This is a genomic window from Lentzea flava (assembly GCF_014648475.1).
Taxonomy (GTDB): domain Bacteria; phylum Actinomycetota; class Actinomycetes; order Mycobacteriales; family Pseudonocardiaceae; genus Lentzea; species Lentzea flava.
On the sequence record NZ_BMRE01000045.1, the window covers coordinates 1 to 26417 of the forward strand.

The 26417-nt window shown below is 69.2% G+C and carries 27 protein-coding genes; 15 read left to right on the forward strand and 12 right to left on the reverse strand.

Features of this window, described 5'->3' with window-relative positions:
• The first annotated feature begins 498 nt into the window (after positions 1 to 498).
• From IEZ09_RS35010 to IEZ09_RS35025, 4 genes are all read left to right on the forward strand, one after another.
• Positions 499 to 1134: a heme-binding beta-barrel domain-containing protein gene (locus IEZ09_RS35010; RefSeq protein ID WP_301326216.1), complete on the forward strand. Its 636-nt coding sequence runs from the start codon at positions 499 to 501 to the stop codon at positions 1132 to 1134.
• A gap of 64 nt (positions 1135 to 1198) precedes the next feature.
• Complete coding sequence (gene pxpB / locus IEZ09_RS35015) at positions 1199 to 1786, forward strand: 5-oxoprolinase subunit PxpB (protein WP_189258108.1); 588 nt, start codon at positions 1199 to 1201, stop codon at positions 1784 to 1786.
• Positions 1783 to 2634 (forward strand): 5-oxoprolinase subunit C family protein, encoded by an 852-nt coding sequence (locus IEZ09_RS35020; protein WP_189258109.1) that lies wholly within the window; start codon positions 1783 to 1785, stop codon positions 2632 to 2634. The genes pxpB and IEZ09_RS35020 overlap by 4 nt, the downstream gene beginning before the upstream one ends.
• 84 nt (positions 2635 to 2718) lie before the next feature.
• Complete coding sequence (locus tag IEZ09_RS35025; RefSeq protein ID WP_189258110.1) at positions 2719 to 5253, forward strand: glycosyl hydrolase family 18 protein; 2535 nt, start codon at positions 2719 to 2721, stop codon at positions 5251 to 5253.
• Here the strand turns inward: IEZ09_RS35025 and IEZ09_RS35030 are convergent.
• The gene (locus tag IEZ09_RS35030; protein ID WP_189258111.1) at positions 5250 to 6092 is read right to left on the reverse strand and encodes an aminodeoxychorismate lyase; all 843 of its coding nucleotides are present in this window, start codon (positions 6090 to 6092) and stop codon (positions 5250 to 5252) included. The two genes, IEZ09_RS35025 and IEZ09_RS35030, sit on opposite strands and share 4 nt — an antisense overlap.
• Positions 6093 to 6173: 81 nt before the next feature.
• Between IEZ09_RS35030 and IEZ09_RS35035 the strand changes: the two genes are divergently transcribed.
• From IEZ09_RS35035 to IEZ09_RS35055, 5 genes are read left to right on the forward strand one after another with little or no spacing between them, the layout of a single operon-like run.
• Positions 6174 to 6563: a Fur family transcriptional regulator gene (locus IEZ09_RS35035; RefSeq protein WP_189258180.1), complete on the forward strand. Its 390-nt coding sequence runs from the start codon at positions 6174 to 6176 to the stop codon at positions 6561 to 6563.
• Positions 6560 to 7621, forward strand: coding sequence for a CAF17-like 4Fe-4S cluster assembly/insertion protein YgfZ (gene ygfZ / locus IEZ09_RS35040; RefSeq protein ID WP_189258112.1), 1062 nt, complete (start codon positions 6560 to 6562; stop codon positions 7619 to 7621). Before IEZ09_RS35035 ends, ygfZ begins: the two co-directional genes overlap by 4 nt.
• 27 nt (positions 7622 to 7648) lie before the next feature.
• On the forward strand, positions 7649 to 8473 hold the full coding sequence (locus IEZ09_RS35045) for a beta-keto acid cleavage family enzyme (protein WP_189258113.1): 825 nt from the start codon (positions 7649 to 7651) through the stop codon (positions 8471 to 8473).
• A 60-nt stretch (positions 8474 to 8533) separates the two neighbouring features.
• Complete coding sequence (locus IEZ09_RS35050) at positions 8534 to 9103, forward strand: RsiG family protein (RefSeq protein ID WP_189258114.1); 570 nt, start codon at positions 8534 to 8536, stop codon at positions 9101 to 9103.
• A gap of 43 nt (positions 9104 to 9146) precedes the next feature.
• Complete coding sequence (locus IEZ09_RS35055) at positions 9147 to 10328, forward strand: MFS transporter (protein ID WP_189258115.1); 1182 nt, start codon at positions 9147 to 9149, stop codon at positions 10326 to 10328.
• Here IEZ09_RS35055 and IEZ09_RS35060 read toward each other — a convergent pair.
• Positions 10271 to 11131 (reverse strand): DUF8083 family protein, encoded by an 861-nt coding sequence (locus IEZ09_RS35060; RefSeq protein WP_189258116.1) that lies wholly within the window; start codon positions 11129 to 11131, stop codon positions 10271 to 10273. The genes IEZ09_RS35055 and IEZ09_RS35060 overlap by 58 nt on opposite strands.
• 173 nt (positions 11132 to 11304) lie before the next feature.
• On the opposite strand from IEZ09_RS35060, the gene IEZ09_RS35065 reads away from it, so the two are divergent.
• Positions 11305 to 11490 (forward strand): DUF3073 domain-containing protein, encoded by a 186-nt coding sequence (locus tag IEZ09_RS35065; RefSeq protein ID WP_189258117.1) that lies wholly within the window; start codon positions 11305 to 11307, stop codon positions 11488 to 11490.
• A gap of 72 nt (positions 11491 to 11562) precedes the next feature.
• Here IEZ09_RS35065 and IEZ09_RS35070 read toward each other — a convergent pair whose 3' ends face one another.
• The 10 genes from IEZ09_RS35070 to IEZ09_RS35115 all read right to left on the reverse strand — a co-directional run bounded on the left by IEZ09_RS35070 (position 11563) and on the right by IEZ09_RS35115 (position 21917).
• Positions 11563 to 12552 (reverse strand): NADH:flavin oxidoreductase/NADH oxidase, encoded by a 990-nt coding sequence (locus tag IEZ09_RS35070; RefSeq protein ID WP_189258118.1) that lies wholly within the window; start codon positions 12550 to 12552, stop codon positions 11563 to 11565.
• Positions 12553 to 12657: 105 nt separating this feature from the next.
• Entirely contained in the window at positions 12658 to 14511 is a 1854-nt protein-coding gene (gene iolD / locus IEZ09_RS35075; protein ID WP_189258119.1) for a 3D-(3,5/4)-trihydroxycyclohexane-1,2-dione acylhydrolase (decyclizing), read from the reverse strand.
• Positions 14508 to 15395 carry a 5-deoxy-glucuronate isomerase gene (gene iolB / locus IEZ09_RS35080; protein ID WP_189258120.1) on the reverse strand — a complete coding sequence of 296 codons (888 nt, stop codon included), beginning with the start codon at positions 15393 to 15395 and terminating at the stop codon, positions 14508 to 14510. Before iolB ends, iolD begins: the two co-directional genes overlap by 4 nt.
• The gene (locus tag IEZ09_RS35085) at positions 15392 to 16297 is read right to left on the reverse strand and encodes a Cgl0159 family (beta/alpha)8-fold protein (protein WP_189258121.1); all 906 of its coding nucleotides are present in this window, start codon (positions 16295 to 16297) and stop codon (positions 15392 to 15394) included. Before IEZ09_RS35085 ends, iolB begins: the two co-directional genes overlap by 4 nt.
• A complete protein-coding gene (gene iolC / locus IEZ09_RS35090) occupies positions 16294 to 17229 on the reverse strand; it encodes a 5-dehydro-2-deoxygluconokinase (RefSeq protein ID WP_189258122.1) in 936 nt (311 codons plus the stop codon). Before iolC ends, IEZ09_RS35085 begins: the two co-directional genes overlap by 4 nt.
• Complete coding sequence (locus IEZ09_RS35095) at positions 17226 to 17996, reverse strand: ATP-binding cassette domain-containing protein (RefSeq protein ID WP_189258123.1); 771 nt, start codon at positions 17994 to 17996, stop codon at positions 17226 to 17228. The genes iolC and IEZ09_RS35095 overlap by 4 nt, the downstream gene beginning before the upstream one ends.
• Positions 17993 to 19042: an ABC transporter permease gene (locus IEZ09_RS35100; protein WP_189258124.1), complete on the reverse strand. Its 1050-nt coding sequence runs from the start codon at positions 19040 to 19042 to the stop codon at positions 17993 to 17995. The genes IEZ09_RS35095 and IEZ09_RS35100 overlap by 4 nt, the downstream gene beginning before the upstream one ends.
• Positions 19043 to 19057: 15 nt before the next feature.
• The gene (locus tag IEZ09_RS35105; protein ID WP_189258125.1) at positions 19058 to 20044 is read right to left on the reverse strand and encodes a sugar ABC transporter substrate-binding protein; all 987 of its coding nucleotides are present in this window, start codon (positions 20042 to 20044) and stop codon (positions 19058 to 19060) included.
• 14 nt (positions 20045 to 20058) lie between these two features.
• Positions 20059 to 20919: a TIM barrel protein gene (locus IEZ09_RS35110; RefSeq protein ID WP_189258126.1), complete on the reverse strand. Its 861-nt coding sequence runs from the start codon at positions 20917 to 20919 to the stop codon at positions 20059 to 20061.
• Positions 20920 to 20921: 2 nt separating this feature from the next.
• Positions 20922 to 21917: a Gfo/Idh/MocA family protein gene (locus IEZ09_RS35115; RefSeq protein ID WP_189258127.1), complete on the reverse strand. Its 996-nt coding sequence runs from the start codon at positions 21915 to 21917 to the stop codon at positions 20922 to 20924.
• 134 nt (positions 21918 to 22051) lie between these two features.
• Here IEZ09_RS35115 and IEZ09_RS35120 point away from each other — a divergent pair, with 134 nt between their 5' ends.
• From IEZ09_RS35120 to IEZ09_RS35140, 5 genes are all read left to right on the forward strand, one after another.
• On the forward strand, positions 22052 to 23053 hold the full coding sequence (locus tag IEZ09_RS35120; protein ID WP_189258128.1) for a LacI family DNA-binding transcriptional regulator: 1002 nt from the start codon (positions 22052 to 22054) through the stop codon (positions 23051 to 23053).
• Positions 23050 to 24543 (forward strand): CoA-acylating methylmalonate-semialdehyde dehydrogenase, encoded by a 1494-nt coding sequence (locus tag IEZ09_RS35125; RefSeq protein ID WP_189258129.1) that lies wholly within the window; start codon positions 23050 to 23052, stop codon positions 24541 to 24543. Before IEZ09_RS35120 ends, IEZ09_RS35125 begins: the two co-directional genes overlap by 4 nt.
• A gap of 322 nt (positions 24544 to 24865) precedes the next feature.
• Positions 24866 to 25228, forward strand: a complete 363-nt coding sequence (locus tag IEZ09_RS35130) for a hypothetical protein (protein WP_189258130.1) — start codon at positions 24866 to 24868, stop codon at positions 25226 to 25228.
• Positions 25229 to 25616: 388 nt separating this feature from the next.
• Entirely contained in the window at positions 25617 to 25886 is a 270-nt protein-coding gene (locus tag IEZ09_RS35135; protein ID WP_189258131.1) for a hypothetical protein, read from the forward strand.
• A complete protein-coding gene (locus tag IEZ09_RS35140) occupies positions 25883 to 26392 on the forward strand; it encodes a BTAD domain-containing putative transcriptional regulator (protein ID WP_189258132.1) in 510 nt (169 codons plus the stop codon). Before IEZ09_RS35135 ends, IEZ09_RS35140 begins: the two co-directional genes overlap by 4 nt.
• Positions 26393 to 26417: the final 25 nt, after the last annotated feature.

A 26417-nucleotide genomic window follows, 5' to 3' on the forward strand; every position in this document is an offset into this window, starting at 1 on the left:
ACTTGCTCCGCGACACGAACTGTGTCAACTCAGCTGAGACTGAAGAGGCACGCTTTTCGCCCGCTTGACACCCCTCCCTGGGTGTGGCTCGCTCCGGTACGACTTGTGACGGGACACGCCCCACCCGGAACGCAACCACCTACGCAACCGGCGGCCGCCCAAAGCAACCGGCGTGCCATCAACCCGCTGAAGGCGCTGGTGGGTCTTTGATCAGATTGGCGGGGTCTGGGGCGGAGCCCCAGAAAGCAGCCGGAACACACGCACGCACCGCAACCACCTACGGACACCCAACAGGAACCCGCCGACGCAACCGGGGGACGACCCACAAAACCCACGCGCAGGCCCACGGTGTCCTCCACCACCACAACCCTGCACGTCAAACAGCCCGAGATATCCTCTCCCGGTGGAACACATCTTCACGGGACTCCTGGTACTAGTGACGATCGCAGTCATGTGGTTCGCGGGCTACGTCGTCTACCGCCTGTACTCCGATCAGCGATGACGCAGGGCACCCCAATCCCAGGCAGCGGCGACGAGGCCATCCGCCTGGCAGAAGAGCGAGCCGCGGCCACCAGAGCCCGCAACCTCCCCCAGTTCACGGACATGCCGATCCCCGGCGACACCGCGAACCTGCGAGAGGGCGCCAACCTGAACGACGCCCTGCTGAGCGTCCTCCCCCTGGTGGGCGTGTGGCGCGGCGAGGGAGAGGTCGTCTACCCGACGATCGACGGCCCGTTCCGCTTCGGCCAGCAGATCACGTTCGCCCACGACGGCCGCCCGTTCCTCATCTACGAGGCGCGCAGCTGGCTGCTCAACGAGGCCGGCGAGGTCATCCGCCCCGCGGCCCGCGAGCAGGGTTTCTGGCGTCCCCAGGCCGATGACACGATCGAGCTGCTGCTCACCCACAACACGGGCATCATCGAGCTGTACTACGGCAAGCCGCGCACCCAGACGTCGTGGGAGTTCGAGACGGACGCCGTGATCCGCACCGCGAGCGCCAAGGAGGTCACGGCCTCGCAGCGCCTGTACGGCATCGTCAACAACGGCGACCTCGCGTACGTCGAGGAGCGGGCGATGGTCGGTCAGAAGATGCAGCCGCACGCGTCGGCGCACCTCAAGCGCGTCGTCGGCTAGAAGACACGCAATTCGGGGTCGTGGGATTGTTCAACAATCCCACGATTCCCCGTAGCATGTGTCCATGCTGCTGCGGCGCTGCGGAACCGATGCGCTCCTCGTCGAGGTCGACTCGCTGACCGAGGTCGCAGCCGTGCGCGCCGCGCTGCACGACCTCGACGGCGTCGAGGAGCTCGTCCCCGCCGCCAGAACCGTGCTGGTCAAAGGCGCCCTCCCGCAGGTCAAGGAGGTGCTCGCCACGGTCGACCTGACGCACGCGCCGGAGACGAGATCCCGCGAGGTCACCATCCCCGTCATCTACGACGGCCCCGACCTGACCCTCGTCGCCGAGACGGCGAACGTCACCCCCGACGAGGTCGTCCGGCTGCACACCGGAGCCACCTACGAGGTCGCCTTCTGCGGCTTCGCTCCCGGCTTCGGCTACCTGACCGGTCTGCCGGAGGTTCTTCAGCAGCCCAGGCTCGACTCCCCGCGCACGAAGGTGCCGGCGGGCAGCGTTGGCATCGCGGGCGAGTTCACCGCCGCCTACCCCAGATCCACGCCCGGCGGCTGGCGGCTGATCGGCCGCACCGAGATCACCCTCTTCGACCCGGCAGCCGAGACCCCGGCACTGCTGGCCCCCGGCGACAGCGTCAGGTTCGTGGTCGCATGAAGCGCACCATCACGATCGTCCGCACCGGCCCGCAGGCGCTGATCCAGGACCTGGGCCGCCCCGGCCACGCCCACCTCGGCGTGCCGCCGTCCGGCGCGGTCGACCCGGACTCCATCACGCTCGCCAACCGCCTCGTCGGCAACCCGGAAACCGCCGCGGGCCTCGAACTCCTGCTGGGCGGTGCGCACATCACGGCCGACGCGTCCTGCACGGTCGCGGTGACCGGACCGGCCGTGGAGGTCCGGATCGACGGCAGGCTCGCCGACTCGCACCAACCCTTGCACCTCCCGAAGGGCTCCACGCTGGAGATCGGCACCCCGGACACCGGCCTGCGCACCTACCTGGCCGTCTCCGGCGGCATCGACACGCCACCCGCACTCGGCAGCCGGTCGACCGACCTGCTCTCCGGGATCGGTCCAGAACCGTTGCGGGACAACGACGTTCTCGAACTCGGAGCGCCGGCTCCCGCGAACGGCGCGGACGTCGTGCCACCACTGCGGGCACCGCGTGAGCTCGACGTCCCCATCCGGCTCGGCCCGAGGGACGACTGGTTCGACGACGCGGAAACCCAGCTGCGGCAAGGGGTCTGGACGGTGTCCGACCGCAGCAACCGGGTCGGCGTGCGCCTGCAGGGCACGAAGCTGAATCGTCGTGACGGCGAGATTCCCAGCGAGGGCATGATCACCGGCGCGGTCCAGGTGCCGCCGGACGGGCACCCCGTGGTCTTCCTGAACGACCACCCGACCACCGGTGGTTACCCGGTCATCGGTGTCGTCGACCGTGATCACCTGCGGTTTCTCGGCCAGGCGCGGCCGGGGACGACGGTCAGGTTCCGCCCGATCGACTGAGGACCCCGCCGTTGACGGTAGTGGTCCAGACCAAATACCGTAACCGTCAGGCCGCCGCGGACCTCTACCGACCTGGAGTTCCGCATGCGCCGAATCCCTGCACTGCTGGCAGTTCTGGTCGCCGTACTGGCCCTGGCCGTGCCCGCACAGGCCGCCACGGGCATCACCGCGACCTTCTCCCGCACCGGTACGAGCGGCAAGTTCGTGGTCGCCAACGCGAGCACGACCGCGCTCAACGGGTGGTCGATCAAGTTCGACCTGCCCGCCGGTGTCACGGTGAGCAACGTCCAGAACGCGACGACGACCCAGAGCGGCACCAGAGTGACGCTCACTCCCGCCTTCTACATCAACAACATCCCTGCCGGGCGCACCACCGAGCCCTACAGCCCGACGTTCACGTTGAGCGCGGCTGCCGACCCCACCGCCTGCACGATCAACAACATGGCCTGCGACGGCAGCGGTGATCCCGCGCCGGCACCGACCGGCCTCACCGCCGACTACTCGGTCTCCGGCGGCACGGCCAAGTTCATCGTGCGCAACCACACCACCGCCGCCGTCAGCGACTGGTCGATCGTCTTCACCCTGCCGAGCGGTGTGACCGTCGGCAACGGCCAGAACGGCACGATCTCCCAGAGCGGCAACCAGGTCACGCTGACCCCCGCGTACTACAACAAGACGGTAGCGGCGGGTGGCAGCACCGAGCCGTACAGCCCGACGTTCTCGATCAGCGCGAACGTCGACCCGGTGACCTGCCGCGTCAACAACGCGAACTGCGACGGCAGCGCCGACACTCCACCAAGCGCGCCAACGGGTCTGGCCTCGCCGACGAAGACCACGCGCACGGTGACGTTGCAGTGGAACGCCTCCACCGCGGGCTCGCTGCCGATCGCCGGCTACGAGGTCTACAACGGGTCAGCGTTGGCGGCGAGCAGCACCACGACGTCCGCGATCGTCACCGGCCTGAACCCGAACACCGCCTACTCGTTCACGGTGCGGGCCAAGGACACCAAGGGAACGCTGAGCGCATCGAGCAGCGCCCTGAGCGTCACGACCAACAACCCGGCCGACGACACCACGCCCCCGACCGCACCGGGCAACCTGCGCGCCACGGCGAAGGACGCGGGCAGCATCTCGTTGGCGTGGAACGCATCCACGGACAACCGGGGTGTCGCGAACTACGACGTCTACGTGGGCACGACCGTGAAGACGACCGTTTCCGGCACCACGGCAACGGTTTCCGGCCTCGCACCGTCGACGAGCTACACGTTCACGGTCAGGGCGAGGGACATCTACGACAACCTGTCCTCGCCGAGCAACGCGCTGACCGAACGCACGAACGACATCGTCAGCGGGTACGCCCGTGTCGGGTACTTCGTGCAATGGGGCATCTACGGACGCCAGTACTTCGTGAAGGACATGGACGCCGCGAAGCTGACCCACGTCAACTACGCGTTCGGCAACATCGACCCGGTCAACCTGACGTGCCTGCACGGCGTCACGAAGGGCACCACGCCGAACCCGCAGGACCCGAACCAGGGCGACGGCGCGGGTGACGCGGAGGCCGACTACAGCAGGCCGATGAGCGCGGCGCAGTCCGTCGACGGTGTCGCCGACACGGGCTGGGAACCGTTGCGCGGCAACTACAACCAGCTCAAGAAGCTCAAGGTGAAGTTCCCGCACCTCAAGATCCTGATCTCGCTCGGCGGCTGGACGTACTCGAAGTACTTCTCCGACGTGGCGGCCACCGACGCGGCGCGCAAGAAGTTCGTGTCGTCCTGCCTGGACATCTACCTCAAGGGCAACCTGCCCGTGTACAACGGCGCCGGCGGGCCCGGCAGCGCGGCGGGGATCTTCGACGGCATCGACCTCGACTGGGAGTGGCCGGGCGCCGAGGGACACGCGGGCAACCACTTCGGCCCACAGGACAAGGTGAACAACTCGCTGCTGATCGAGGAGTTCCGCCGTCAGCTCGACGCGCTGGGCGCCACGACCGGCAAGCGCTACCAGCTCACCGCGTTCACCCCGGCCGACCCGGCCAAGATCGCGGCGGGCTGGGAGCTCGGGCGGGTCGCGCAGTCGATGGACATCTTCAACGTCCAGGGCTACGACTTCCACGGCGCGGGCAGCGACAACTCCTGGGAGCCCAACAGGACGGGTCACCAGGGCAACCTGCACGCCGACACCGACGACCCGTACTCGTTCCACTTCAGCGTCGAGAACGCGGTGAACGAGTACCTCGACGCCGGTGTGCCGCCGCGCAAGATCACCGTCGGGCTCGCGTTCTACGGCCGCGGCTGGCAGAACGTCACGGCCGGCGGCAAGAACGGTGAATGGCAGGCAGCGGGTGGCGCCGCACCGGGCCAGTTCGCCGAGGAAGCGGGCACGCGCGGGTACGCGAACCTCGTGGCGAGTGTGCCGAACTGCACCGTCCACCACGACGAGCAGGCCGTGGCGACGTACTGCTACAACGGCAACCAGTGGTGGACCTTCGACGACGCGTGGTCGATCCAGCGCAAGGCGGAGTGGATCAAGTCGAAGGGGCTGCTGGGCGCGATGATCTGGGAGATGTCGGGTGACCGCGGTCCGTTGCTGACCGCGGTCGACACGAACTTCCGCTAGTACTCGGACTCGTACAGGCCCTGCAGCTCGGTGAGCAGGGCCGACGAGTCGGGCAGCTGCTTGCCGTCCAGCACGTTCACCCGCGTGATCTTGCGGACGCTGGACGCGAGGAACACGCCCTCGGCGTCGTAGAGCTCGCTGGTCTGGATCGGCTCCACGAGCACGGTCCAGCCGGCGCGCTCGGCGGCGCGGAACAACGCGTACTGCGTGGTGCCGGGCAGGATGCCGAGCTTCGACGGCGGCGTGACGAGCGTCTTTCCCCGCACCAGGATCACGGTCGAGGTCGGGCCCTCGAGCACCGAACCGTCCGACGTCGTGAAGATGACCTCGGCGGCACCGCGGCGCTCGGCCTCGCGGATCGCGGCCATGTTGATCGCGTACGACAGCGACTTGGCGCCCAGCAGCAGCCACGGGGCGCGCTCGGCCAGGTCGGCGTCGATGCCGCGGTCCAGCGTCACCGCGGAGAGGCCCTCTGCGCGCTGCTTGAGCACCTTCGCGCCGATCTCCATGCCGAGCGCGAAACCGGTGGGCGTGCCGTCGCCGCCCTCGACACCGCGGGTGTAGACGAGCTTGAGCGCGAACTCCTCGCCGCCTGCCCAGTTGCCGATGACGAGCTCGACCGCGCGCTCGAACTCCGCGCGCGGAGGGGGCTGCATGTCGAGCATCGCGGCGGACCGGTCCAGCCGGTCCAGGTGCGGCGTGAGTTCACGGGGCTTCCCGTTGACCACGAGGATCGTTTCGAACACGCCGTCGCCGCGCATGAGTCCGAGGTCGTCGACGCGGATCTGCGGCGAGTCGGGGTCAGCGAGGGTTCCGTCGAGCAGTGCCAGCACGCGCATGGCACGGAGCCTACTGGCAGCAACTAACATGGCGTTGTGGAGACCGCAAGAGGCCTGCGCAAAACGCTGCACGAACGCGGCATGCGGATGACACCGCAGCGCCAGCTCGTGCTGGACGCGGTCAGGTCGCTGGGGCACGCGACGCCCGAGCAGATCTGCCAGCGCGTCCAGGAGACCGCGCCGACGGTCAACATCACCACGATCTACCGCACGCTCGACCTGCTCGACCGGCTCGGGCTGGTGCGGCACACGCACCTGGGCCACGGCGCGCCGAGCTACTCGGTCGACGAGCACCAGCACGTGCACCTGGTGTGCCACGTCTGCGGCCGCATCGACGAGATCCCGTGTGAGCTGCTCGACCCGTTGGTCGGAACATTGCGCGAGCGCGACGGGTTCGAACTGGATGCAAGCCATCTCGCGCTGTCCGGCACGTGCCGAGACTGTTTGAAGCAGGAGCAGGAGACCGAGTGATCCTCCCCGGAGCCGTCCCGCCGCCCGACGATTCCACCGACGCAGGTGTTGCCTGGCACTACGGCGACCCGTTCGCCGAGCAGCGGTCCGCCGCTCGTTCGGTGGTCGTGGTGGACCGGTCGAACCGCGGTGTGATCGCGGTCACGGGCGAGGACCGGCTCAAGTGGCTGCACCAGCTGACGAGCCAGCACTTCGAGCAGCTGGGCGAGGGTGCCGCGACCGAGGCGCTGATCCTCGACGCGCAGGGCAGGCTCGAGCACCACATGGTCGTCGCGAACGTCGGCGGCACGGTGTTCCTCGACGTCGAGAAGGTCGACGACCTGCTGGCGTACCTGAAGAAGATGGTCTTCTGGTCGAAGGTCGAACCGCGGGACGCGACGGCCGAGTTCGCGCTGCTGTCGATCGTCGGACCGGACACGCCCGCGATCCTGGAGAAGCTCGGCCTCCCGGTGCCGTCCGGTGTGGACGCGCTCGGCGAGGGCTTCGTGCGCCGCATGTCGTGGCCTGGTCAGGACGCCGTCGACCTGCTGGTGCCGCGCGGTGAGCTGACGCAGTGGTGGCAGAAGATCACGGACGCGGGCGCGCGGCCGGCGGGCAGCTGGGCGTTCGAGGCGCTGCGGGTCGAGTCGTTGCGGCCGCGCCAGGGCGTCGACACCGACGAGCGCACGATCCCGCACGAGGTCAGCCTGATCGACTCGGCCGTGCACCTGAACAAGGGGTGCTACCGCGGCCAGGAGACGGTCGCCAAGGTCCACAACGTGGGACGCCCGCCGCGCCGGATGCTCCTACTCCACCTGGATGGTTCTGCCGACGCGCAGCCGGAGACCGGCGACCCGGTCACGCTGGACGGCCGAGTGGTCGGCCGGGTGGGCAGCGTCGCCCTGCACCACGAGCTGGGACCCATCGCGTTGGCGCTGGTCAAGCGATCTGTTCCGATTGAGTCGGACCTGGTCGCCGGTGCCCCCGAGCGGGAGGTCCAGGCACGGATCGACCCCGACTCGGTGCCCCCGGACACGCCCGGTCTGGGCCGGGAAGCCGTTCGCAACCTGCGGGGCTGAGGCCACCGAGCCGCTACAGTCGCGCCCATGTCCTTGGGCACGCTCATCACCGTCGCTCCCACCGGAGCGGAACACGCGAAAGCCGACGTCCCGCAGCTTCCAGTGACCCTGGAAGAGCTGGTCGCTACGGCGCAGAGCTGCGAGCAGGTCGGCGCGGCGATGATCCACGTCCACATCCGCGGCGCGGACACCAAGCCGTCGCTGGACCTGGGTCTTCTCAAAGCCACCGTCGAGGCTCTGCGTTCGGAGACCAACCTGGTCGTCCAGCTGTCGACCGGCGGGTCGGTGCACGACCCGGAGTCGGACCGGCTGCGCGTGCTGGAGGCGATGCCGGACTCGGCGTCCTGCACGATGGGCACCGTCAACTTCGGCGACGACGTCTTCATGAACCGCTGGGAGTTCATCGTCGCGCTGCACAAGGGCATGCAGGAACGCGGCATCGTGCCGGAGTACGAGATCTTCGACATCGGTCAGCTCGCGTCGTTGAAGCGTCTGCTGGACCAGCACGGCCTGCCCGCGGGCGGTCACGTGCACGTGGACTTCGTGATGGGCGTGCCCGGCGGCATGCCCGGTGACGCGGCCACGCTGGTCGCCGCAGTCAACGCTCTGCCAGATGGGGCAACGTTTTCCGCCACGGGAATCGGCCGCACCACCATTCCGGTGATGTTCACCGCACTGGGTGCGGGTGGCCACCTCCGAGTGGGTATGGAAGACACGATCAGCTATTCACGAGGCGTGCCGGTGCGGGACAACGCACAGCTCGTGGCCCGTGCCGCGGGACTGGCGAAGATCGCGCAACGGCCTGCCCTGACACCGGACGAGGCCCGCAAGCTCCTCGGCGTGCACATTTGAGACAAGTTTGGTGCACGGGATGTGTTGGCGGGTGAGGAGGATCTACCGCAGGATGGACACGTGATCGAGGTGCGTCCTGGCGGGCGCCGCCGAATCGACCGGGTGCTCGCCCCCGACTACACGGAGGGCGTCGAGCAGCGCCCGCTCGTCGAGGTGCGCGAACTCCGCGACGAGGCAGCGCAGGAAGAGACCGACCTGTCCTACCTGCGACGGCTGTTGCACGCGCGGATCGACATCGTGCGCGCGGAACAGGAGCGCCGCAGTTCCGGTGGCTCGGCGGTGGTCGAGCAGCTGGCCACCATCCTGTCCACGAACGCCGTTGGTCCGGCGACCGGCCTCGGCCGGTACCAGACCCATGAGCCGTCACGTGCCGATGCGCATCAACGGCACGTCGAGGCGCTCATCTCCGACGTCGACCTCTCCGACGTGAGCTCGTTGTCCGACACCCGCCTCGGCGAGGTGCTCGAGACGTTCATCTCGGAAGAGGCCTCGGTGTCGGTGCGGCGGCGCGAGGTGCAGGAGGTCGTGGACAAGCTCAACGCCGAGATCGCGTCGCGCTACCAGCGCGGGAGCGCGTCGGTGGACGAGCTGCTGGCGGCGGAGCGCGGACACCACCGTCCCAAGACGTAGGAAAACCGTTCCACTTTGTGAGCGCCCGACCTAGCGTGGCCCCATGGGGTACCGCTGGGTCGTGTTGTGCATCGGAGCTTTGGCGCAGGGCACGAACGCTGCGGTGTTCCTCGGCCTCCCCGCGGTCACACCTCAGCTGCGAGATCACTTCGGCCTGACGTTGCCCCAGGTGGGGCTGCTTCTCGGTGCCGTCAACCTCGGCACGATGATCGCGCTCGTGCCGTGGGGCTTCTTCGCGGACAAGCGCGGCGAACGGCTCGCCATGGCGATCGGCGGGTTCGGCGCTGCGGTGTGCCTGGCGGCCGCGGCCCTCGGCAACGCCTGGATCGCCGGCGTCTGCCTCCTCGGGGCAGGGCTCTTCGGGGCCAGCGTCAACGCCGCGAGCGGGCGGGCCGTCATGTCGTGGTTCGGTGCCGAGGAGCGCGGCTTCGCGATCGGCGTCCGGCAGACCTCGACGCCTCTCGGTGCCGCGGCGGCAGCCGTCGCACTGCCCGTCATCGCCGCGGCGGCCGGGGTGCCGGGGGCGTTCGTGGCGCTGGCCGCAGCGTCCGGTCTCATCGCTCTGGCGGTCGCCGTGTGGGTGCATGAGCCGCCTGGTGCCGTACGCGCGTCGGCGGACCACGGCCTGATCCTCAAGGACCCTCGTCTGTTGCGACTGGGCCTGGCCAGCGGGCTGCTGGTGGTGCCGCAGTTCACCGCGACCACGCTGCTGGTGGCGTTGCTGCACGAGCACCGGGGCATGGCGGTCGGCACGGCGGCGGTGCTGTTCGCGGTCGCGCAGGTCGTCGGTGGGTTCGGCCGGCTGGGCGTGGGCGTGTGGTCGGACGTGGTGCGGAACCGGATCGGTCCGCTGAAGATCCTCGCCGTGACGATCGCCGGCGGCATGATCCTGACCGCGCTGCTCGACCAGGCGCCCGTGTGGTGGCTCGTGGCCGTGCTGGTCCCCACCACCGCGCTCGCGGTGTGCTGGAACGGGCTGGCGGTCACCGAGGCGATGGAACTCGCGCCGCCCGGTCGCAGTGCCACCGCGCTGGCGATGCAGAACTCGGCGAACTACCTCTCCGCCTCCGTGACGCCCCCGGTCGCGGGGCTGGTGGCGGCACACGTGTCGTGGCCGGCGGCGATGCTGCTGGGCGCGGGAGCGGCGGTGGTGGCACGGGTGCTGCTTCAGCCGTGGCGTTCCCTGCGGGCCAGCTCGCCCCAGAACTCGCGCAGCGTCTCGTAGCGCAACGCCACCTCCTCGGCGTCGCCCGTTTCGAGCGCGTCGACGATGGCGTTGACGTCGGCCGCCGAGGTGTCCTCCAGCAGGTCCTTGTCGTTCAGCAGCTGGACCAGGCCGCCGTAGTCGAGCTCGACGGCCGAGAGCGGGTGGAAGTGCTCCAGCCAGCGCCCGGTGTCGGCGAGGACCTTGGCCGGCCCCTCGTCGCCCAGCGAGCCCTTCACGACCTTCAGCGCCCGTGCGACGCGCCGGCGGGCGTCCGCCATCGCGACCCGCCACGACACCTGCCGTTCGGGGTCGTCCTGGGCGCTCGCCAGCACCACGCGGCGCTGAGCGGGGTCGACGAGGGCGAACCACGGCAGCGGCACCGTCCAGGTCGTGGAGATCACGTGCACCGCCCCTGCCGCGAGCTCCGCCATCACGGCCGAGGCACGGGACCGGACGGTCTCCGGCGCCACGTCGAGCGCCGCGTCCTGCAGGATCGGCGGCGAGGAGGCCAGGAAGCCCACGAGAGCCGCCGCGGACCGCGCCCTGAGGTCCAGCGGACAGACGAGGGGTCCTGGGCCGACACGCGCGGTGTCCGACGTCGGCACCTCGGCGGGACTGATCGTCATCACGTCGAACGACTCGCCCGGGAGGAGCTTCTTCGCCAACTGTGATCGCAACCACAGTTCCCGTTCCCGGTCGCCTACCTCCGCACGGGGTATCGGGCCGGTTTCCAGGACGTTTCGGACCTTCTCCGCTAGCGGTGCGTCCAACTCCGATAACGGTTCGTACACCCGTAGGTAGGCGACGAACGGTCTGGGCACCTGTGCATCCTTCCACGCGAGGGCGGCCGCGAGATTTGGCGGTACGTGTCACGCCTACCGCGTCGCGAGGAACCCCATCGGCACGGTACGGTAGTTACCAGGAACTAGTTGTCGAGACGAGTGGGGCCGCCGTTCCCCCGGCCGCCCCCGTCCCTGTGCGAGGGGGTCGAGCCATGGGGCGCGGCCGAGCGAAGGCCAAGCAGACGAAGGTCGCCAGGGAGCTCAAGTACAGCTCCCATGAGACCGACTTCGCTGCTCTGCAGCGCGAGCTGTCTGGCGAACCGTCGTCGAACGGGAGTGGTGGTGCCGACGAGCGCCACGACGACCCGTACGACGACTACGACGACTACCGTCGCTGAATTCAGCCTGAAGGGTTCAAGGGTTGGGCAACCGGATCACCGGTGCCCAGCCCTTGAACTCTGAAGGCGCTCTCAGAACGCCCTGGCGTACTGCCTCGGTGCCTTGACCTCCACACCCAGCTGCGCTGCCGCGTGCAGCGGCCAGTACGGGTCGCGGAGCAACTCGCGCGCGAGCAGCACCAGGTCGGCGGCACCGTCGTTCAACACCTGTTCGGCCTGCTTCGCCTCGGTGATCAGGCCGACCGCACCCGTGGGCACGTCTGCCTTGCGTCGCACCGCCTCGGCGAGCGGCACCTGGTAGCCGGGCCCGACCGGGATGTCCGCCTGCGCGGTGTTGCCACCGCTGGACACGTCGATCAGGTCCGCACCCGCGGCCTTGAGCGCCTGTGCCAGCACAACGCTGTCGTCGGCGGTCCAGCCGTCCTCGACCCAGTCGGTGCCGGAGATCCGCACGATCACCGGCACGTCCGAGCCGACCGCTGCCCTCACCGCGGCGGTGACCTCGACGGGTACGGCGATGCGTTCCTCGATGCTGCCCTCGTTCGTGAGCGGCGAGTAGTACTCGTGGAGCAGGTACCCGTGGGCCGCGTGGATCTCGATCACCTCGAAGCCGGCTTCGAGCGCTCGCAGCGCGCCTTCGACGAACGCCTTGACGATCTCCGTGTGGTTGGTGATCTTCTCCGGCGTGTTCAGGCCGGGGAACGGCTCGGTGGTCGGCGCGACCGGAACCCAGTCGCCGACCGCCTTGCGCCCGGCGTGCGCGAGCTGGATGCCGGGGACCGAGCCCTGGTCCTTGATGAACGCCGTGATCCGCTGCCACGCCCGCACCTGCTCGTCGTTCCAGATGCCGACGTCCTCCGGCGAGATCCGGCCCCGCGGCTCGACGGCCGTGGCCTCGGCGATCACCAGCCCGGCACCGCCGACCGCGCGGCTGCCGAGGTGGACGAGGTGCCAGTCGTTCGGGACGCCGTCGGTCGCCGAGTACTGGCACATCGGGCTCACCGCGATGCGGTTGGGCAGGGTGACCGAGCGCAGGGTCAGCGGGGAGAACAGCAAGCTCACGGGAGGCTCCCTTGAACGGTTCGTAGGGCTACGAACCGTTCAAGGGGTCGCGGACGGCGTGTTGTTCCCCGATGTGAGGTTGTCCCAGTCACTGAGCGGTGACGCTCAGCGCAGGTAGCGGACCTGCTTGGCCTTGCCTTCGAGCACTTCCTCACGAGCGGCCGCGATCTCCGGCCGGTGCGACGTCTCCGGCACGCCGACCTCCCACCACGCGCCGGCCTCTGTCCACGACGACGGGTGCGTGCGGATCACGACGACGGCCGGGCGCTTCTCGCTGACCGCCACCTCGCGGGCCTTGCGGTAGGCGCCTTCCAGCTCACCCAAAGACTCCACGGGGAAGACCGCGCAGCCCATCGCCGCGGCGTGGCCGGCGAAGTCCGTGCGCGGGGGTTCGGTGTGGCTCGACCGGCAGTCGGCGTAGAGGTTGTTGAAGCCCGCGCCGCCTAGGCCCGTCTGCAGGCGGTGGATCACCGCGTAGCCGTCGTTGTCGCAGACGACCGCGACGAAGCCGTGGCCCGCGAAGGACGCGGAGAACAGCTCGGAGTTCAGCATCAGGTACGAGCCGTCGCCGAGCAGCGTGGTGACGATGCCGTCGGTGTGGGCGATGGCCGCGCCCCAGGCACCGGCCAGTTCGTAGCCCATGCAGGAGAAGCCGTACTCGACGTCCATCGAGGCCTCGCCGGACGCCCGCCAGCCGCCGATCAACTCGCCCGGCAGGCCGCCGGAGGCGGTCATGACGTAGTCGGTGGGGCCGCTGACGTCGTTCACCACGCCTACGACCTGGGCGTAGGTGGGCAGGCCTGAGGAAGGCGCGCGCAGCGAGGAGATGTGCTCGTCCCACTTCGTGCGCTCGGTCAGGGCGCGGCGGGCCCAGTCGGCGGGGGCCTGCCAGGAGCCGAGGACGTCGGTCAGTTCGCGCAGACCCTCGTCGGCGTCGGCGACCAGGGCGGACGAGCCGTGCTTCACGGCGTCGAAGCGGGCGGCGTTCAGCGAGATCATCCGCACGTCGGGGGAGAAGACGGTCCAGGACGCGGTGGTGAAGTCCTGCAGCCTGGTGCCCACGGCGATCACGAGGTCGGCCTCGCCTGCCAGGACGTTGGCCGACGTCGAACCCGTGATGCCGAGCGGACCCGCGTGCAGCGGGTGGTCGTGCGGGACCAGCGTGCGGCCCGCGGTGGTTTCGGTGATCGGGATGTTGTGCTGCTCGGCGAACCGCAGAGCGCGGCCCGCCGCGCCCGAGTAGCGGACGCCGCCACCGAGCACCAGCAGCGGGCGGGAAGCGCCTCGGATCGCCCGTGCGGCCTCGGCGAGTGAGTGCAGGTCGGGGCGTTGGCGCAGCGGGCGGTGGACGACCTCGGCGAAGAGCGACTCCGGGAAGTCGTACGACTCGGCCTGGACGTCCTGCGGCAGGGCCAGCGTCACGGGGCCGCAGTCGGCCGGGTCGGTCAGGATGCGCGCCACCTGCGGAAGCGTCGACAGCAGCTGCTCGGGGCGGGTGATGCGGTCGAAGTAGCGGCTGACCGCGCGGAACGCGTCGTTGACCGTCGTGGTCGGGTCGTGGAAGTGCTCGACCTGCTGCAGCACCGGGTCGGGTGCGCGGCCGGTGAACGTGTCGCCGGGCAGCAGGAGCAGCGGCAGGCGGTTCGCGTGGGCCACGCCCGCCGCGGTGACCATGTTCAGCGCGCCGGGGCCGATCGACGACGTGGCGACGCCGACCTGGCGGCGGTGGGAGGCCTTGGAGATGCCGACCGCGGCGAGGGCCATGCCCTGTTCGTTGTGGCCGCGCCACACCGGCAGGCGGTCGCGGACCTCCTCCAGGGCGTTGCCGAGGCCGAGGACGTTGCCGTGGCCGAAGATCGCGAACACGCCGGGGAACAGCGGCGCGTGCGAGCCGTCGAAGAGTTCGGTGCGCTGGGCCAGCATCCAGCGGACCAACGCCTGCGCGGTCGTGAGCTTCACTTGACCCGCCCCTCTGCGGTCGTGACCGGGCAGCGCGGGTCGAGTTCCTGCGTCGCCCAGCTGTCCCGGACCCAGGTGTGCGCCGGGTCGTCGCAGAACGCCATCGAGCGTTCGGCGGCAGGACCGGCGAGAACGTTCAGGTAGTACATGGGATATCCCGGCGCCGCGACGCACGGGCCGTGGTAACCGCGCGGGATCAGGAACACGTCGCCGTCGCGCACGGTCACGTCCTCGTCGATCGTGCCGTCGTCGGTGTACGTGCGGTGGAAGCCGAAGCCGGTGCGGGAAGGTGTCACGCCATCCCGGTCGGCGATGCGGAAGTAGTAGATCTCCTCGTTGTTCACCTCGCACGGCTCCGAGTCGTCGTGCTTGTGCGGCGGGTACGAGGACCAGTTGCCGTCCGGGGTGATCAGCTCGCACGCGTTGAGCTTGTCCGCGTGGTCCCACACGCCCGGCACACCGAAGTTGGTGACCTGGCGGGTGGCGTTGCCGGATCCGCGCACCTCGACGGGAACCGCATCGGCAGGGCCGTACTTCGGCGCAAGCCGGCGCGAGCACCGCGCCATCGGCAGCGCCACTTCACATCCGTCCACAGAGGACAGGACCACCGACGCGTCACGCGGGACGTACGCGAAGTCCGTGACGCGGGTGAACACCGAGTCACGACCCTGCAGCTCGTAGCGCTCGGAGTCGACCTCGACCGTCAGAGATCCGGCCAGCGGCAGCACGAACGCCTCGAACTCGCCGGTCTCGACGGTGCGCGATCCACCGGCCTCGATCCGCAGCACGCGCAGTCCCGTGTACGCCCACCCCGCGTCCTCGGGTGTCAGCGAGATGACGTCCGAGGGGGTGGAGAGCGTCCCGTGTGGACGGTGCAAAGTCATACCGTGATTCCCCTTGCGGTACGAAGGACTTCGGCGGCGGCAGCGACGGCGGCGGCGACGTCGCCGTCCGGCGGGTAGAGCAACGCGCGGCCGACGACGAGCCCGCGCACGGTCGGGTGGCGCAGCGAGCGGCCCCACGACGCGAGGTCGTCCTCCGGCCGTTCGGACGGCACGCCGCCGAGCACCAGCGCGGGCAGCGCGGTGGTGTCCAGCACGACCTCCGGCTCGTCCGGCGCGGGCAGCTTCAGCCACGTGTAGGCGGAGGTCGCGCCCAGTCCGGCGGCGACGGCCGAGGCACGGGAGAGTGCCGCGGAGTCCTTCTGCAGCACCAGCTTGTCGTTGTGATCACGCTTGTACGGCAACGGTTCGACCATCGCCATCAGGCCGTGCTCCGCGAGTTCGGTGACGGCTCGCGCACAGCCTTCGAGCGTCGGGATCGTGCCGGGGTCCGAGTCGACCAGGCGCAGCAGCATCTTGCCGCCGTCCAGCCCGAACGCGGCGATGGACGACGCGTCGTAGGCGGTGAACCTGTCGTCGATCTCCCAGTCCGCACCGGCCAGGCCACCGCGGTTCATCGAACCGATGACCACGCGCTCGTTCAGGCCGTCGAGCAGCAGCAGGTCCTCGATCACGTCCGGCGTACCGAGCACACCGTCGACCTCGGGATTCGCCAGCGCCGTCAGCAGCCTGGCCAGCAACGATCTGCGGTCGGCCATCGCCAGCGGGTCGCCGCCGACGCCGAGCGCACCCCGCGCCGGGTGGTCCGCCGCGACCAGGAACAGCGTGGACTTGCCGTTCAGCAACGACGTGCGCCGCCGCCGCGCCTGGTACGCGCGCCGCACCGCACCCGGATCCGTCGCACGGGTCTCCAGCAGGTTCGCCCACTGCTCGTCGGTGATCACAGCAGTTCCTCGATCTCTTTCAGGTCCGGCATCGCGTCGGCGCAGGCCAGCCGGGACGCCACGATCGCGCCGGCGGCGTTGGCGTAGCGGGCGATCTTCACCGGGTCCCAGCCCGACAGCAGGCCGTGCACCAGCGCCCCGCCGAACGCGTCACCGGCGCCGAGCCCGCAGACGACCTCGACCGGGTTCGGCTCGACCGTCCACCTGCCGTCCGGCGTGGCCACCAGAACACCGTCGGCGCCCTTCTTGACCAGTGCCAACGAGATTCCGCGCGCCAGCAGGCGGTCGGCGGCCTCGTCCGGGTCGGACGTGCCGACCGCGATCTCGCACTCGGTCCGGTTGCCCACGGCGACCGTCACGTGGTCGAGCATCCAGCTGATCTCGGCACGCGCGGTCTTGACGTCCGGCCAGAACATCGGCCGGTAGTCGAGGTCCAGCACGGTGTGCCCGTGCCGGGCCCGGCTCGCCAGCATCATCCGCTGGGAGCCGCGGGCGGGTTCGGCGGACACCCCGGTGCCCGTCACCCACAGCAGCGGGACGTCGCGCACGAGGGACCACGGCACGTCGTCCTCGCTCAACGTCAGGTCCGGCGCGATCGGCAGCCGGTAGAACAGCAGCGGCGGGTCCGCTGGCGGGTTGAGCTCGCAGAACACCGCCGGCGTCAGCAGGTCCGGCGAGGTGCCGACGTGCTCCGACGACACCCCGAAACCCTCGAGTGCCTGGCGCACATAGGTTCCGAACCCGTCGGGGCCGACCTTGGTGAGAACTCCGGCACGACGACCGAGCCGCGCGGCGGCGACCGCGACGTTGGTCGCGGTGCCGCCGAGCGACTTGGCGAAGGTGCTGACCTCGGCGAGCGGCACGCCGGACTGCTCGGGGTAGAGGTCGACTCCGACCCTGCCGACGGTCAGCACTTCCAGAGACGACGTCACGCCTCGACACCCCGCAGTTCGTGAGCCAGCGCTTCCAACTCGGCGCCACCGGCCATCTGGCGCGTCAGCTCCTCCAGGCCGATCTCCGACTTCTCGTAGCTGCCCAGCGCGCGGCCGCGCTTGAGCAGCAGGAACCGGTTGCCGACCGGGTAGGCGTGGTGCGGGTTGTGCGTGATCAGCACGACGCCGAGGCCGCGATCACGGGCCTGGGCCACGTACTTCAGCACGACACCGGCCTGCTTCACGCCGAGAGCCGCGGTCGGCTCGTCCAGGATCAGCACCTTGGCACCGAAGTACACGGCGCGGGCGATGGCGACGCACTGCCGTTCGCCACCCGACAGCGTGCCGACCGGCTGTTCCACGTCGCGCAGGTCGATGCCCATGTCGGACAACGCCTTCTTGGTGATCTCGCGGCCCTTCTTCCGGTCCAGGAAGCCGAACTTCGTCGTCGGCTCGGAACCCAGGAAGAAGTTGCGCCACACCGACATCAGCGGCACGACCGCGAGGTCCTGGTACACGGTCGCGATGCCGTGGTCCAGGGCCTCGCGCGGCGACGAGAACCTGACCTCATCGCCCTCGACCTTGAACGAGCCCTGGTCGTGCTGATGGACTCCGGCCAGGATCTTGATCAGGGTCGACTTGCCGGCGCCGTTGTCGCCGAGCACGCAGGTGACCTCACCGGCGTTGACCACAGTGGACACATCGCTGAGAGCGATGACGCTGCCGTAGGTCTTGCCGATGTTCTCGACCTCGATGAGTGACGTCATCGCTTCACCCTTTCCGCCCGACGGCGAAGCATGTTGTTCACCAGCACGGCCGCCAGCAGCATCACGCCGAGGAACAGCTGGAACCAGTCGCTGTTCCAGCCGGCGTAGACGATGCCCTGCCGCGCCATGCCGAAGATCAACGCGCCGATCGCCGCGCCCACCGCGGAACCGAAGCCACCGGTCAGCAGGCAGCCGCCGATCACCGCCGCGATGATGTACTGGAACTCGAGGCCGATGCCCTGGTTCGCCTGCACGCTCGCGTACCGCAGGATGTTGATCGAGCCGACGAGCCACGCGGCGAACGCCGTCGTCATGAACAGCAGGATCTTCGACCGCACGACCGGCACACCGACCGCACGTGAGCTCTGCGCGGCACCGCCGATCGCGAAGATCCAGTTGCCGAACTTGGTGCGCACCAGCACGGTCGACGCGATGACCGTGAACAGGGCCCACCAGATGATCGACACGTAGAAGCTCTGGCCGCCGATCTGGAACGTCGACGCGAACAGGAAGCCCGCCGACTCGTAGCCTGCGGTCGCCCGCATGCCCGACACCTGCACGCTGCCGGTCACGAGCCGGGTGACGCCGAGGTTGAGGCCCTGCAACGCGAGGAAGCTGCCCAGCGTCACGATGAAGCTCGGCAGGCCCGTGCGCATCACGAGCCAGCCGTTCAACGCTCCCACCGCCAACGCGAAGGCGAGCGACACCAGCAACGCCAGCCAGACGTTGAGTCCCAGCTGGGTGGCGAGGAGAGCCGTGACGAGCGCGGTGGACGCCGTCATGACACCGGCGGAGAGGTCGAACTCGCCACCGATCATGAGCAGCGCCACGGCGACCGCCATGATGCCGAGCATGGACGCGTCGTCCAGCCAGGTCGCGGCACCGCCCAGGCTCAGGAACTGCTCGGTGACCACGGAGAAGAAGAGGAACACGAGCAGTGCGCCGAGCATGGCGCCGATCTCCGGACGCACGACCAGCTGATCGAGCAGCCTCGGCTTGCTCAGCCGTTCGTCGGCAACCGGTGGAGCCTTGGCCGTCACGGTCATCTCCCCGCTCACTCCTTACCGCTTGCCGTTCTTGGCGTACTCCGCGACCTTGTCCACATTGGACTTGTCGACGAAGCCGGGACCGGTCAGGACGGGCTTGCCACCGCCGAGCGTGTTGGCGTTGTCCTTGAACAGCTTCAGCATCACGATCGGCAGGTAGCCCTGCTGGTACTGCTGCTGGTCGACGGCGAAGAGCACCTCACCGGACTTGATCGAGTTGACCACGTCCGCGTTCAGGTCGAACGTCGCGACCTGCGCCTTCGAGCCCGCGCCCTTGATGGCGGAGGCGGCGTTCACGGCGACCTGCGGGTTCAGCGCCAGCACGCCGTCGACGGAGGTGTCGGACTGCAGCTTGGCCTTGATGCGCGCCTCGATGTCGGTCGGGTTGGAGATGTCGACCTGCAGGTTCTCCACGGCACCGCCGAAACCGGTGCGGGCACCGTCGCAGCGCTGGTTGAGGCCCGTGTTGCCGGCCTCGTGGATCACGCACAGCAGCTTGGTCCTGCCCGCCGCCTTGAGCTTCTTGCCGGCTTCCTCACCGGCGATCGACTCCTCCTGGCCGACGTGGGCCATGGCACCGAACTCGGCGCTCTTCGCGCTGCCGGAGTTGATCGTGATGACCGGGATCCCGGCCTTCACCGCGTTCTCGATGGAGGTCTTCAGCGCGTCCGGGTTCGCCATCGACACCACGATGCCGCCGACCTTCTGCGACACGGCGTTGTCGATCAGCTTGGCCTGGGCGCCGGGGTCGCCGTCGGAGTTGTAGGTGACGCCGACGCCGAGCTGCTTGCCCGCGTCCTCGGCGCCGACCTTCACCACGCTCCAGAACGCGTCACCCGCGGTGCCGTGCGTGATGACGGCGACCTTGAGGTCACCCGAACTGCCGGACGAGCTGTTGTTCTGCGTGTTCTGGGTATTGGTACCCGTGGGACCGCTGCAGGCGGCGAGTAGAGCAACACCGGCGAGAGCAACGCCCGCGCGGATGACCAAGCGAGACTTCATCGTCTCCAGTCCCTTCAGAGGATCTTGCTGAGGTGCGCGAGGCTGCGCGCGGTGTCCTTCAGTGGCTTGTCCACTGGACTTCCGTCCTTGAGCCGCGTGTCCTGCTCAAGCACGAACCATCCGGTGTAGCCCGCCTCTTGAACGAGCTTCACCAGCGCTTCCACGTCCACGTCGCCGTCCCCGAGCGGCACGTAGATGCCCTGTTCCACGGCATCGGTGTAACTGAGCTCGCCGCTGCGCACCTTCGCCGCGATCTCGTCACGCACGTCCTTGAGGTGCACGTGACCGATGCGGTCCGGGTAGCGGCGCGCCAGCTCGACCGGGTCCGTGCCACCGATGAGGAGGTGGCCGGTGTCCAGGCAGAGCTGGAGATCGGAGTCCGCGAGGAACCGGTCGACCTCCGCCTCCCGCTCGACGTGGGTGCCCACGTGCGGGTGCAGCACGGTGGTGAGCCCGTGCTTCGCGGCGATCTCGCGGATCTTCGCGCAGGTGTCGACGAGGGTGTTCCACTCCTCGTCGGTGAGCTGCGGTCGTTCGTCGTAGCCGTCCAGGCCCGTCGCGGCGGCGAGCACGAGCACCTCGGCCCCGCCCGCCTTCAGGATTCCTGCCACGCGGTCGGCTTCGTCCAGAGTGGACTGCACGTCCGTGTGCAGCGTGACGGCGAGGAAGCCGCCGACCAGCGTCAGCTCGTACTCGGTGAGCAGCGCCTTCAACGCACCGGGGTCGGCGGGCAGGTAGTCGGGAGGGCCGAGCTCGGTGGCTGCCAGGCCCAGCTCGTTCATCTCGCCGAGGACGGTCGGGGCCGGCAGGACGTTGCCCCAGCCCGGAACCTCGCACACGCCCCAGGAGATCGGTGCTCCAGCGATCTTCGCCATGCTCAGTTCCCCTCGATCTTCACCGGTGCGCCGGTGCGGCGCGACCGCTCACACGCTTCAGCCAGGCGAAGGCTGATCAGACTCTCCCTCGCCGGTGACGGGTTCGCGACTTCGCCCTTGATGACCTGCGTGAACAGGTTCATCTCGTTGACGTACGCGCGGTGGAAGCGCTCGGGGAAGCCGGGGTAGGCGTCCGGTCCGGCCACGTGGCCGCCGGGCTCCAGCGAGTTGAGCGGCGTGCGCGGGTCGACGCCCGCGACGAGCGAGTCCTTGCTGCCCAGCACCTCGATGCGGTGGTCGTAGCCGACCGGGTCGTGCCGGCCGCCGGCCAGCGTGGCGTGCGCGCCGCCCGCGAACTTCAGCATCACGACCGCGTTGTCGACGTCGTCGGCGTCCGCGAACGCCTGGTGCACCAGCACCGAACCGCTCGCGTAGACCTCCACGACGGGCTCGCCGACCAGCCACGGCACGCAGTCCAGGTCGTGGATCAGCAGGTCGCGGAAGATGCCGCCGGAGGCGGGCAGGTAGGAGAAGTCCGGCGGGTTCGCGTCGTTGCCGACGGCCCTGACCAGGTAGATGTCGCCGACCTCGCCCGCGCGGATGCGGCGGTTGAGCTCGTAGATGGCCGGGTCGAACCGGCGCTGGAAGCCCACGAGCACCTCGACGCCGGACTTCTCGACGTCCTCGACCAGCGCCGTCATCTCGGCGAGGTCGCTCGCGATCGGCTTCTCGCACAGCGTGGGGACACCCTTGGCGATCGCCGCGCGCAGCATCTCCGGGTGGGTGTTCGTCGGGGTGGCGAGCAGGACACCGTCGACGTTGCCCAACAACGTGTCGAGGTCGTCCACCGCCTTGGTCCCGCTCAGGTCAGCCGACGCCTGCGCGGCGCGACCGGGCACCGGGTCGAAGAGAAGCACCTCGTCGACTCGATCCAGTGCGGCGAGGTTGGTCGCGTGCATGGTGCCGATCCTGCCGACACCCGCTACTCCGATCCGCATCGCAGGTTTCCCCTGTTCATCGCCGAGATGTGTTAGAGCGCTCTATTGGTTGGAGCGCTCTAATGCTGTAGCTTCCATCACACGGGTGTCAAGGGTGTGTTTCCCGCCCGTGACGTGAGGGGAGGTGGTCACCGGTGGTCAGACCGACGATGGAGGACGTGGCTCTGCGTGCGGGCGTGTCCCGCGCACTGGTGTCACTCGTGATGCGCAACTCACCCAAGGTGAGCGAGGCGCGACGCGCTGCTGTCCTGAAGGCCGCGGAGGAACTGGGGTATTCGCCGCACGCGATGGCGCGATCACTCGCCTCGCGCACGTCGACAGTGCTGGGCGTGATGGTGTCCGACCTGCACAACGCGTTCTTCGCCGAGGTCGTGGACGGCATCGACGAGGTCGCGCGCGAGCAGGGGTTCGACATCATCATCAACACCGGTGGCCGCTCGCCCGCCCGCGAACGCCGCGCGCTGGAGTCGCTGCTCTCGTTCCGCCCGGCCGGGTTGATCCTGCTGTCGCCCGTCGTTCCGGCGACCGCGATCAGCAAAGCCGCCGAACAACTTCCGATCGTGCTCGTCGCCCGGTCGTCGCGAGTGTCCACTGTGGATACGATCAACGACGACGGCGAGCAGGGTGCGCGGCTGGCGGTCGACCACCTGGTCTCGTTGGGGCACAAGCGCATCGCCCATCTCGACGGCGGTGAAGGAACCCAGGCCGGACCGCGTCGCCGGGGCTACGTCACCGCGATGGAAGCGCACGGGCTCACGCCCCAGGTCGTGCCGTCCGAGTACACCGACGCGGCCGGTGCGCGGGCGATCCGATCACTGATCGAGGATGGCGCGCTGCCCACCGCCATCCTGTCCTGCAACGACTTCAACGCCGTCGGCGCGATCTCGGCGTTGGAGGACGCCGGACTGCGCGTGCCGCACGACGTTTCCGTTGTGGGGTACGACAACACTTCGTTGGCGGCACTCCGCCACGTTTCGCTGACCACGATCGACCAGCCGCGTGCCGAGTTCGGCCGGCTGGCGGCTCTGGCCCTGCTGCAGCGAGTTCGCGACGGGCGCACCGAACCCGTGCGCCATCTCCTCAATCCCTCTCTCGTCGTCCGCAACACGACAGCTCCCCCAGGAGGACCGCGTTGAGCACCATCCCCCACTGGATCGACGGCGCCCGCACCACGGGGGTGTCGTCCCGCACGTCCGACGTCTTCAACCCCGCGACCGGCGAGGTCGCCAAGCAGGTCGTGCTGGCCGAGCAGGCGGACGTCGACCTCGCGGTGTCGTCCTCGCTGAAGGCGGCGCAGTCGTGGTCCGAGTCGTCGCTGTCGACCCGCAGCAGGATCCTGTTCGCCTACCGGCACCTGCTGCACGAGGCGCGCAACGAGCTCGCCGAGATCATCACGTCCGAGCACGGCAAGGTGCTCTCCGACGCCGCCGGTGAGGTGCAGCGCGGCCTCGAGGTCGTCGAGTTCGCGTGCGGCATCCCGCAGCTGCTCAAGGGCGAGCACTCCGAGCAGGTCTCACGCGGCGTCGACGCGTACTCGCTGCGCCAGCCGCTCGGCGTGGTCGCGGGCATCACGCCGTTCAACTTCCCCGTGATGGTGCCGATGTGGATGTTCCCCATCGCCATCGCGACCGGGAACACCTTCGTGCTCAAGCCTTCCGAGCGCGACCCGTCCGCGTCGGTGCGGCTCGCCGAGCTGTTCCAGGAGGCAGGGCTGCCCGACGGCGTGCTGAACGTCCTGCAGGGTGACGCGTTCGCCGTCAACGCGCTGCTCGACCACCCGGACGTCGCGGCCGCGTCGTTCGTCGGCTCGACCCCGATCGCGAAGCACGTGTACTCGCGCGGAACCGCCGCCGGCAAGCGCGTGCAGGCCCTGGGTGGCGCGAAGAACCACATGGTCGTGCTGCCGGACGCCGACCTCGACGTGGCGGCCGACGCCGCCGTCTCCGCCGGTTACGGCTCTGCCGGTGAGCGCTGCATGGCGATCTCGGTCGTCGTCGCGGTCGGCGAGACCGGTGACGCCCTCGTGGAGAAGATCGCCGCGCGGACCCGCGACCTGCACCCGTCGGTGCTGCCTGGCACCAACCCCGACGCGCAGATGGGCCCGCTGGTCACCGGCGTGCACCGGGACAAGGTGAAGTCCTATGTGGACGCGGGCGAGGCCGCCGGTGCTTCGCTCGTGGTCGACGGCCGCGGCTACGCGCCCGAGGGACACGAGAACGGCTTCTGGCTCGCGCCGACGCTCTTCGACCACGTCACGCCCGACATGACGATCTACACCGACGAGATCTTCGGCCCGGTGCTGTCGGTCGTGCGCGTCAACACGTTCGAGGACGCCGTGGAGCTGGTGAACGCCAACCCCTACGGCAACGGCACGGCCATCTACACCGGTGACGGCCTGGCCGCGCGGGAGTACCAGCGGCGGGTGCACGTCGGCATGGTCGGCATCAACGTGCCGATCCCCGTGCCGATGGCGTACTACTCGTTCGGCGGCTGGAAGGACTCGCTGTTCGGCGACACGCACGTGCACGGCGCGGAGGGCGTGAAGTTCTACACCCGCGCGAAGGCGATCACGGCCAGGTGGCCGCAGCAGCACGGCGTGAACCTGGGCTTCCCGACGCACGGCTGATCCGTTCGGCCCAACGGTGGCCCCTGTCCGCATTCGGCGAACAGGGCCACCGTTTCTATTTGGTACGAACCAATTCACCCGGCCGCGACGCGCTGATCTGGGGCGACGAACTAAGCGAACGATTGTCCTGCTGCAATTTTCCGCGGTTCGCCGATCATGGAATATTCCGACACAGATCATCGGTTCGACAAAGGTGCTGGACACGGCGGTAGGATCCGCGCTCACCAGTCGAACAACGCTTCCTTTCTCGCGGGCGCGGTCCCGTTCGTTACAGCCCTCGCCGGAAAGGAGGAAGAACGCCGCAGCAGGAGGACCGAACACGATGTCGCCCAGCGAGGACGACAGTCCGTTCGCGACAGCACGCCGCGCCACCACATGTGCCGAGTTCGTTCGCGCGCTGAACCAGCTGCGCCAGACGAGAGGATTGTCGTACCAGCAGGTGTCGGACAGCGCCGGCACCCGCGTGCTGCCGAAGAGCAGCGCCCACGCGCTGTGCACGTTCCGGTTCCCGAAGCGGGAAGACCAGCTCCGGGCCTTCCTCACCGGGTGCGGGGAGCCTGCCGACGCGCGCGAGCGGTGGGTGGAGCAGTGGCGGCGCGTGACGGCCTCCCGCGCCAACAGGAGGCCGCACCCCGCTGCTCAGCTGGTCCAAAGCTCGGCCAGGGGTTTCTCACCACCGGAATAGCATTCCGGCACCTTCGCGAGCCTAACGGTCCACACCGGTGCCCACCAGACTGTTGGACGGCATTGGACGTGGCCAATACGACCAATTGACCACCGCATGGTCAGGGCCGCCGGAAAAGGTGACAAAAACTGGTCAGTTGGACTCCGTTGGACGATGTCGGATGTGGTTGTACCCGGCCGCGAAAAACCTGGACGGCGATTCGGTTGGCAATCACCCGAGTGAGTGACAGGATCGTGGTCGAGCCGTTATGTCGCGGAGTTCTGCGGCAACGCCAATTGCCCGCACGGACGCTTTCCGCACATCCGGCTTTTCGCTGTTCCGCCAACCCAGCTGGTCTGCCCGGCGCACGGTGCCGCCCTGCGCCGGGTCCCCCCACCCAGGAGTTCGGATGACCACCACCCCCTACACCGGGGCACCGCACCCGCGCCGAAAGTGCTCGACGTCCCCCACCACCAGCAGCGTCCTGCTGGCGGTGACCGCGTTCGTCTTCACCGGCTGGATGCTCGCGCAGGGCCACTCGCCGGTCGTCGCCGTCGCCACGACGAGCGCCGTTCTGGCCGTGACCACCACGCTGAGCCGCAGCCGGCTGTTCAGCGCCAGGTTCGGCCCGCTGCCGCCGGCCAACCCGATGGTGATCTGGCAGGACGACGAGCGATGACCTACCCGGAGGGCGATCCGCTCGAACGCCTGAACCGGCTCTGGTCGCAGCTCCTGCTCGGACTGTCCAGGCCGGGCAGGCGAGCCGAGGCGCTGGCGGCGTACCGCGAGGTGCGCGTGATCCTCAGGACCGAGCTGGGCATCGACCCCGAGCCCGCGTTGCCGTTGATCGCGACGTCGACCGCGGAGCTGAGGGCAGCGACGGCGGCCGAGTTCATCGAGTTGCTCAGAACGATCCACCTGCGGTCGGGTCTGACCCTGCCGGAGATCTCCCGGCGGGCGGGCCAGGTGCTGCCGCGCAGCCAGGCCTACTCGTTGCTCAGACGCGGCAAGCTGCCGACGAAGCCCGAGCAGGTGCGGGCGTTCGTCACGATCTGCGGGCTGCCCGAACCGCAGGTGGCGCGCGTGATGGAGCTGTGGGCGACGCTGCGGGAGCAGACCGAGCTCGCCGTCAGCGAACCGGAGGACGACAAACCCTTCGCGATCCTGATCGTGCGCACCGCATGAGAAAGCCCCCGCCCGGTTGCGGAGC

Excerpts from the sequence above, each read along its gene's own strand:
- IEZ09_RS35010 (WP_301326216.1), top strand. The coding sequence starts at position 499 with ATGACGCAGGGCACCCCAATCCCAGGCAGCGGCGACGAGGCCATCCGC.
- pxpB (WP_189258108.1), top strand. The coding sequence starts at position 1,199 with ATGCTGCTGCGGCGCTGCGGAACCGATGCGCTCCTCGTCGAGGTCGAC.
- IEZ09_RS35020 (WP_189258109.1), top strand. The coding sequence starts at position 1,783 with ATGAAGCGCACCATCACGATCGTCCGCACCGGCCCGCAGGCGCTGATC.
- IEZ09_RS35025 (WP_189258110.1), top strand. The coding sequence starts at position 2,719 with ATGCGCCGAATCCCTGCACTGCTGGCAGTTCTGGTCGCCGTACTGGCC.
- IEZ09_RS35030 (WP_189258111.1), bottom strand. The coding sequence starts at position 6,092 with ATGCGCGTGCTGGCACTGCTCGACGGAACCCTCGCTGACCCCGACTCG.
- IEZ09_RS35035 (WP_189258180.1), top strand. The coding sequence starts at position 6,174 with ATGCGGATGACACCGCAGCGCCAGCTCGTGCTGGACGCGGTCAGGTCG.
- IEZ09_RS35045 (WP_189258113.1), top strand. The coding sequence starts at position 7,649 with ATGTCCTTGGGCACGCTCATCACCGTCGCTCCCACCGGAGCGGAACAC.
- IEZ09_RS35055 (WP_189258115.1), top strand. The coding sequence starts at position 9,147 with ATGGGGTACCGCTGGGTCGTGTTGTGCATCGGAGCTTTGGCGCAGGGC.
- IEZ09_RS35065 (WP_189258117.1), top strand. The coding sequence starts at position 11,305 with ATGGGGCGCGGCCGAGCGAAGGCCAAGCAGACGAAGGTCGCCAGGGAG.
- iolB (WP_189258120.1), bottom strand. The coding sequence starts at position 15,395 with ATGACTTTGCACCGTCCACACGGGACGCTCTCCACCCCCTCGGACGTC.
- IEZ09_RS35095 (WP_189258123.1), bottom strand. The coding sequence starts at position 17,996 with ATGACGTCACTCATCGAGGTCGAGAACATCGGCAAGACCTACGGCAGC.
- IEZ09_RS35100 (WP_189258124.1), bottom strand. The coding sequence starts at position 19,042 with ATGACCGTGACGGCCAAGGCTCCACCGGTTGCCGACGAACGGCTGAGC.
- IEZ09_RS35105 (WP_189258125.1), bottom strand. The coding sequence starts at position 20,044 with ATGAAGTCTCGCTTGGTCATCCGCGCGGGCGTTGCTCTCGCCGGTGTT.
- IEZ09_RS35110 (WP_189258126.1), bottom strand. The coding sequence starts at position 20,919 with ATGGCGAAGATCGCTGGAGCACCGATCTCCTGGGGCGTGTGCGAGGTT.
- IEZ09_RS35115 (WP_189258127.1), bottom strand. The coding sequence starts at position 21,917 with ATGCGGATCGGAGTAGCGGGTGTCGGCAGGATCGGCACCATGCACGCG.
- IEZ09_RS35130 (WP_189258130.1), top strand. The coding sequence starts at position 24,866 with ATGTCGCCCAGCGAGGACGACAGTCCGTTCGCGACAGCACGCCGCGCC.
- IEZ09_RS35135 (WP_189258131.1), top strand. The coding sequence starts at position 25,617 with ATGACCACCACCCCCTACACCGGGGCACCGCACCCGCGCCGAAAGTGC.
- IEZ09_RS35140 (WP_189258132.1), top strand. The coding sequence starts at position 25,883 with ATGACCTACCCGGAGGGCGATCCGCTCGAACGCCTGAACCGGCTCTGG.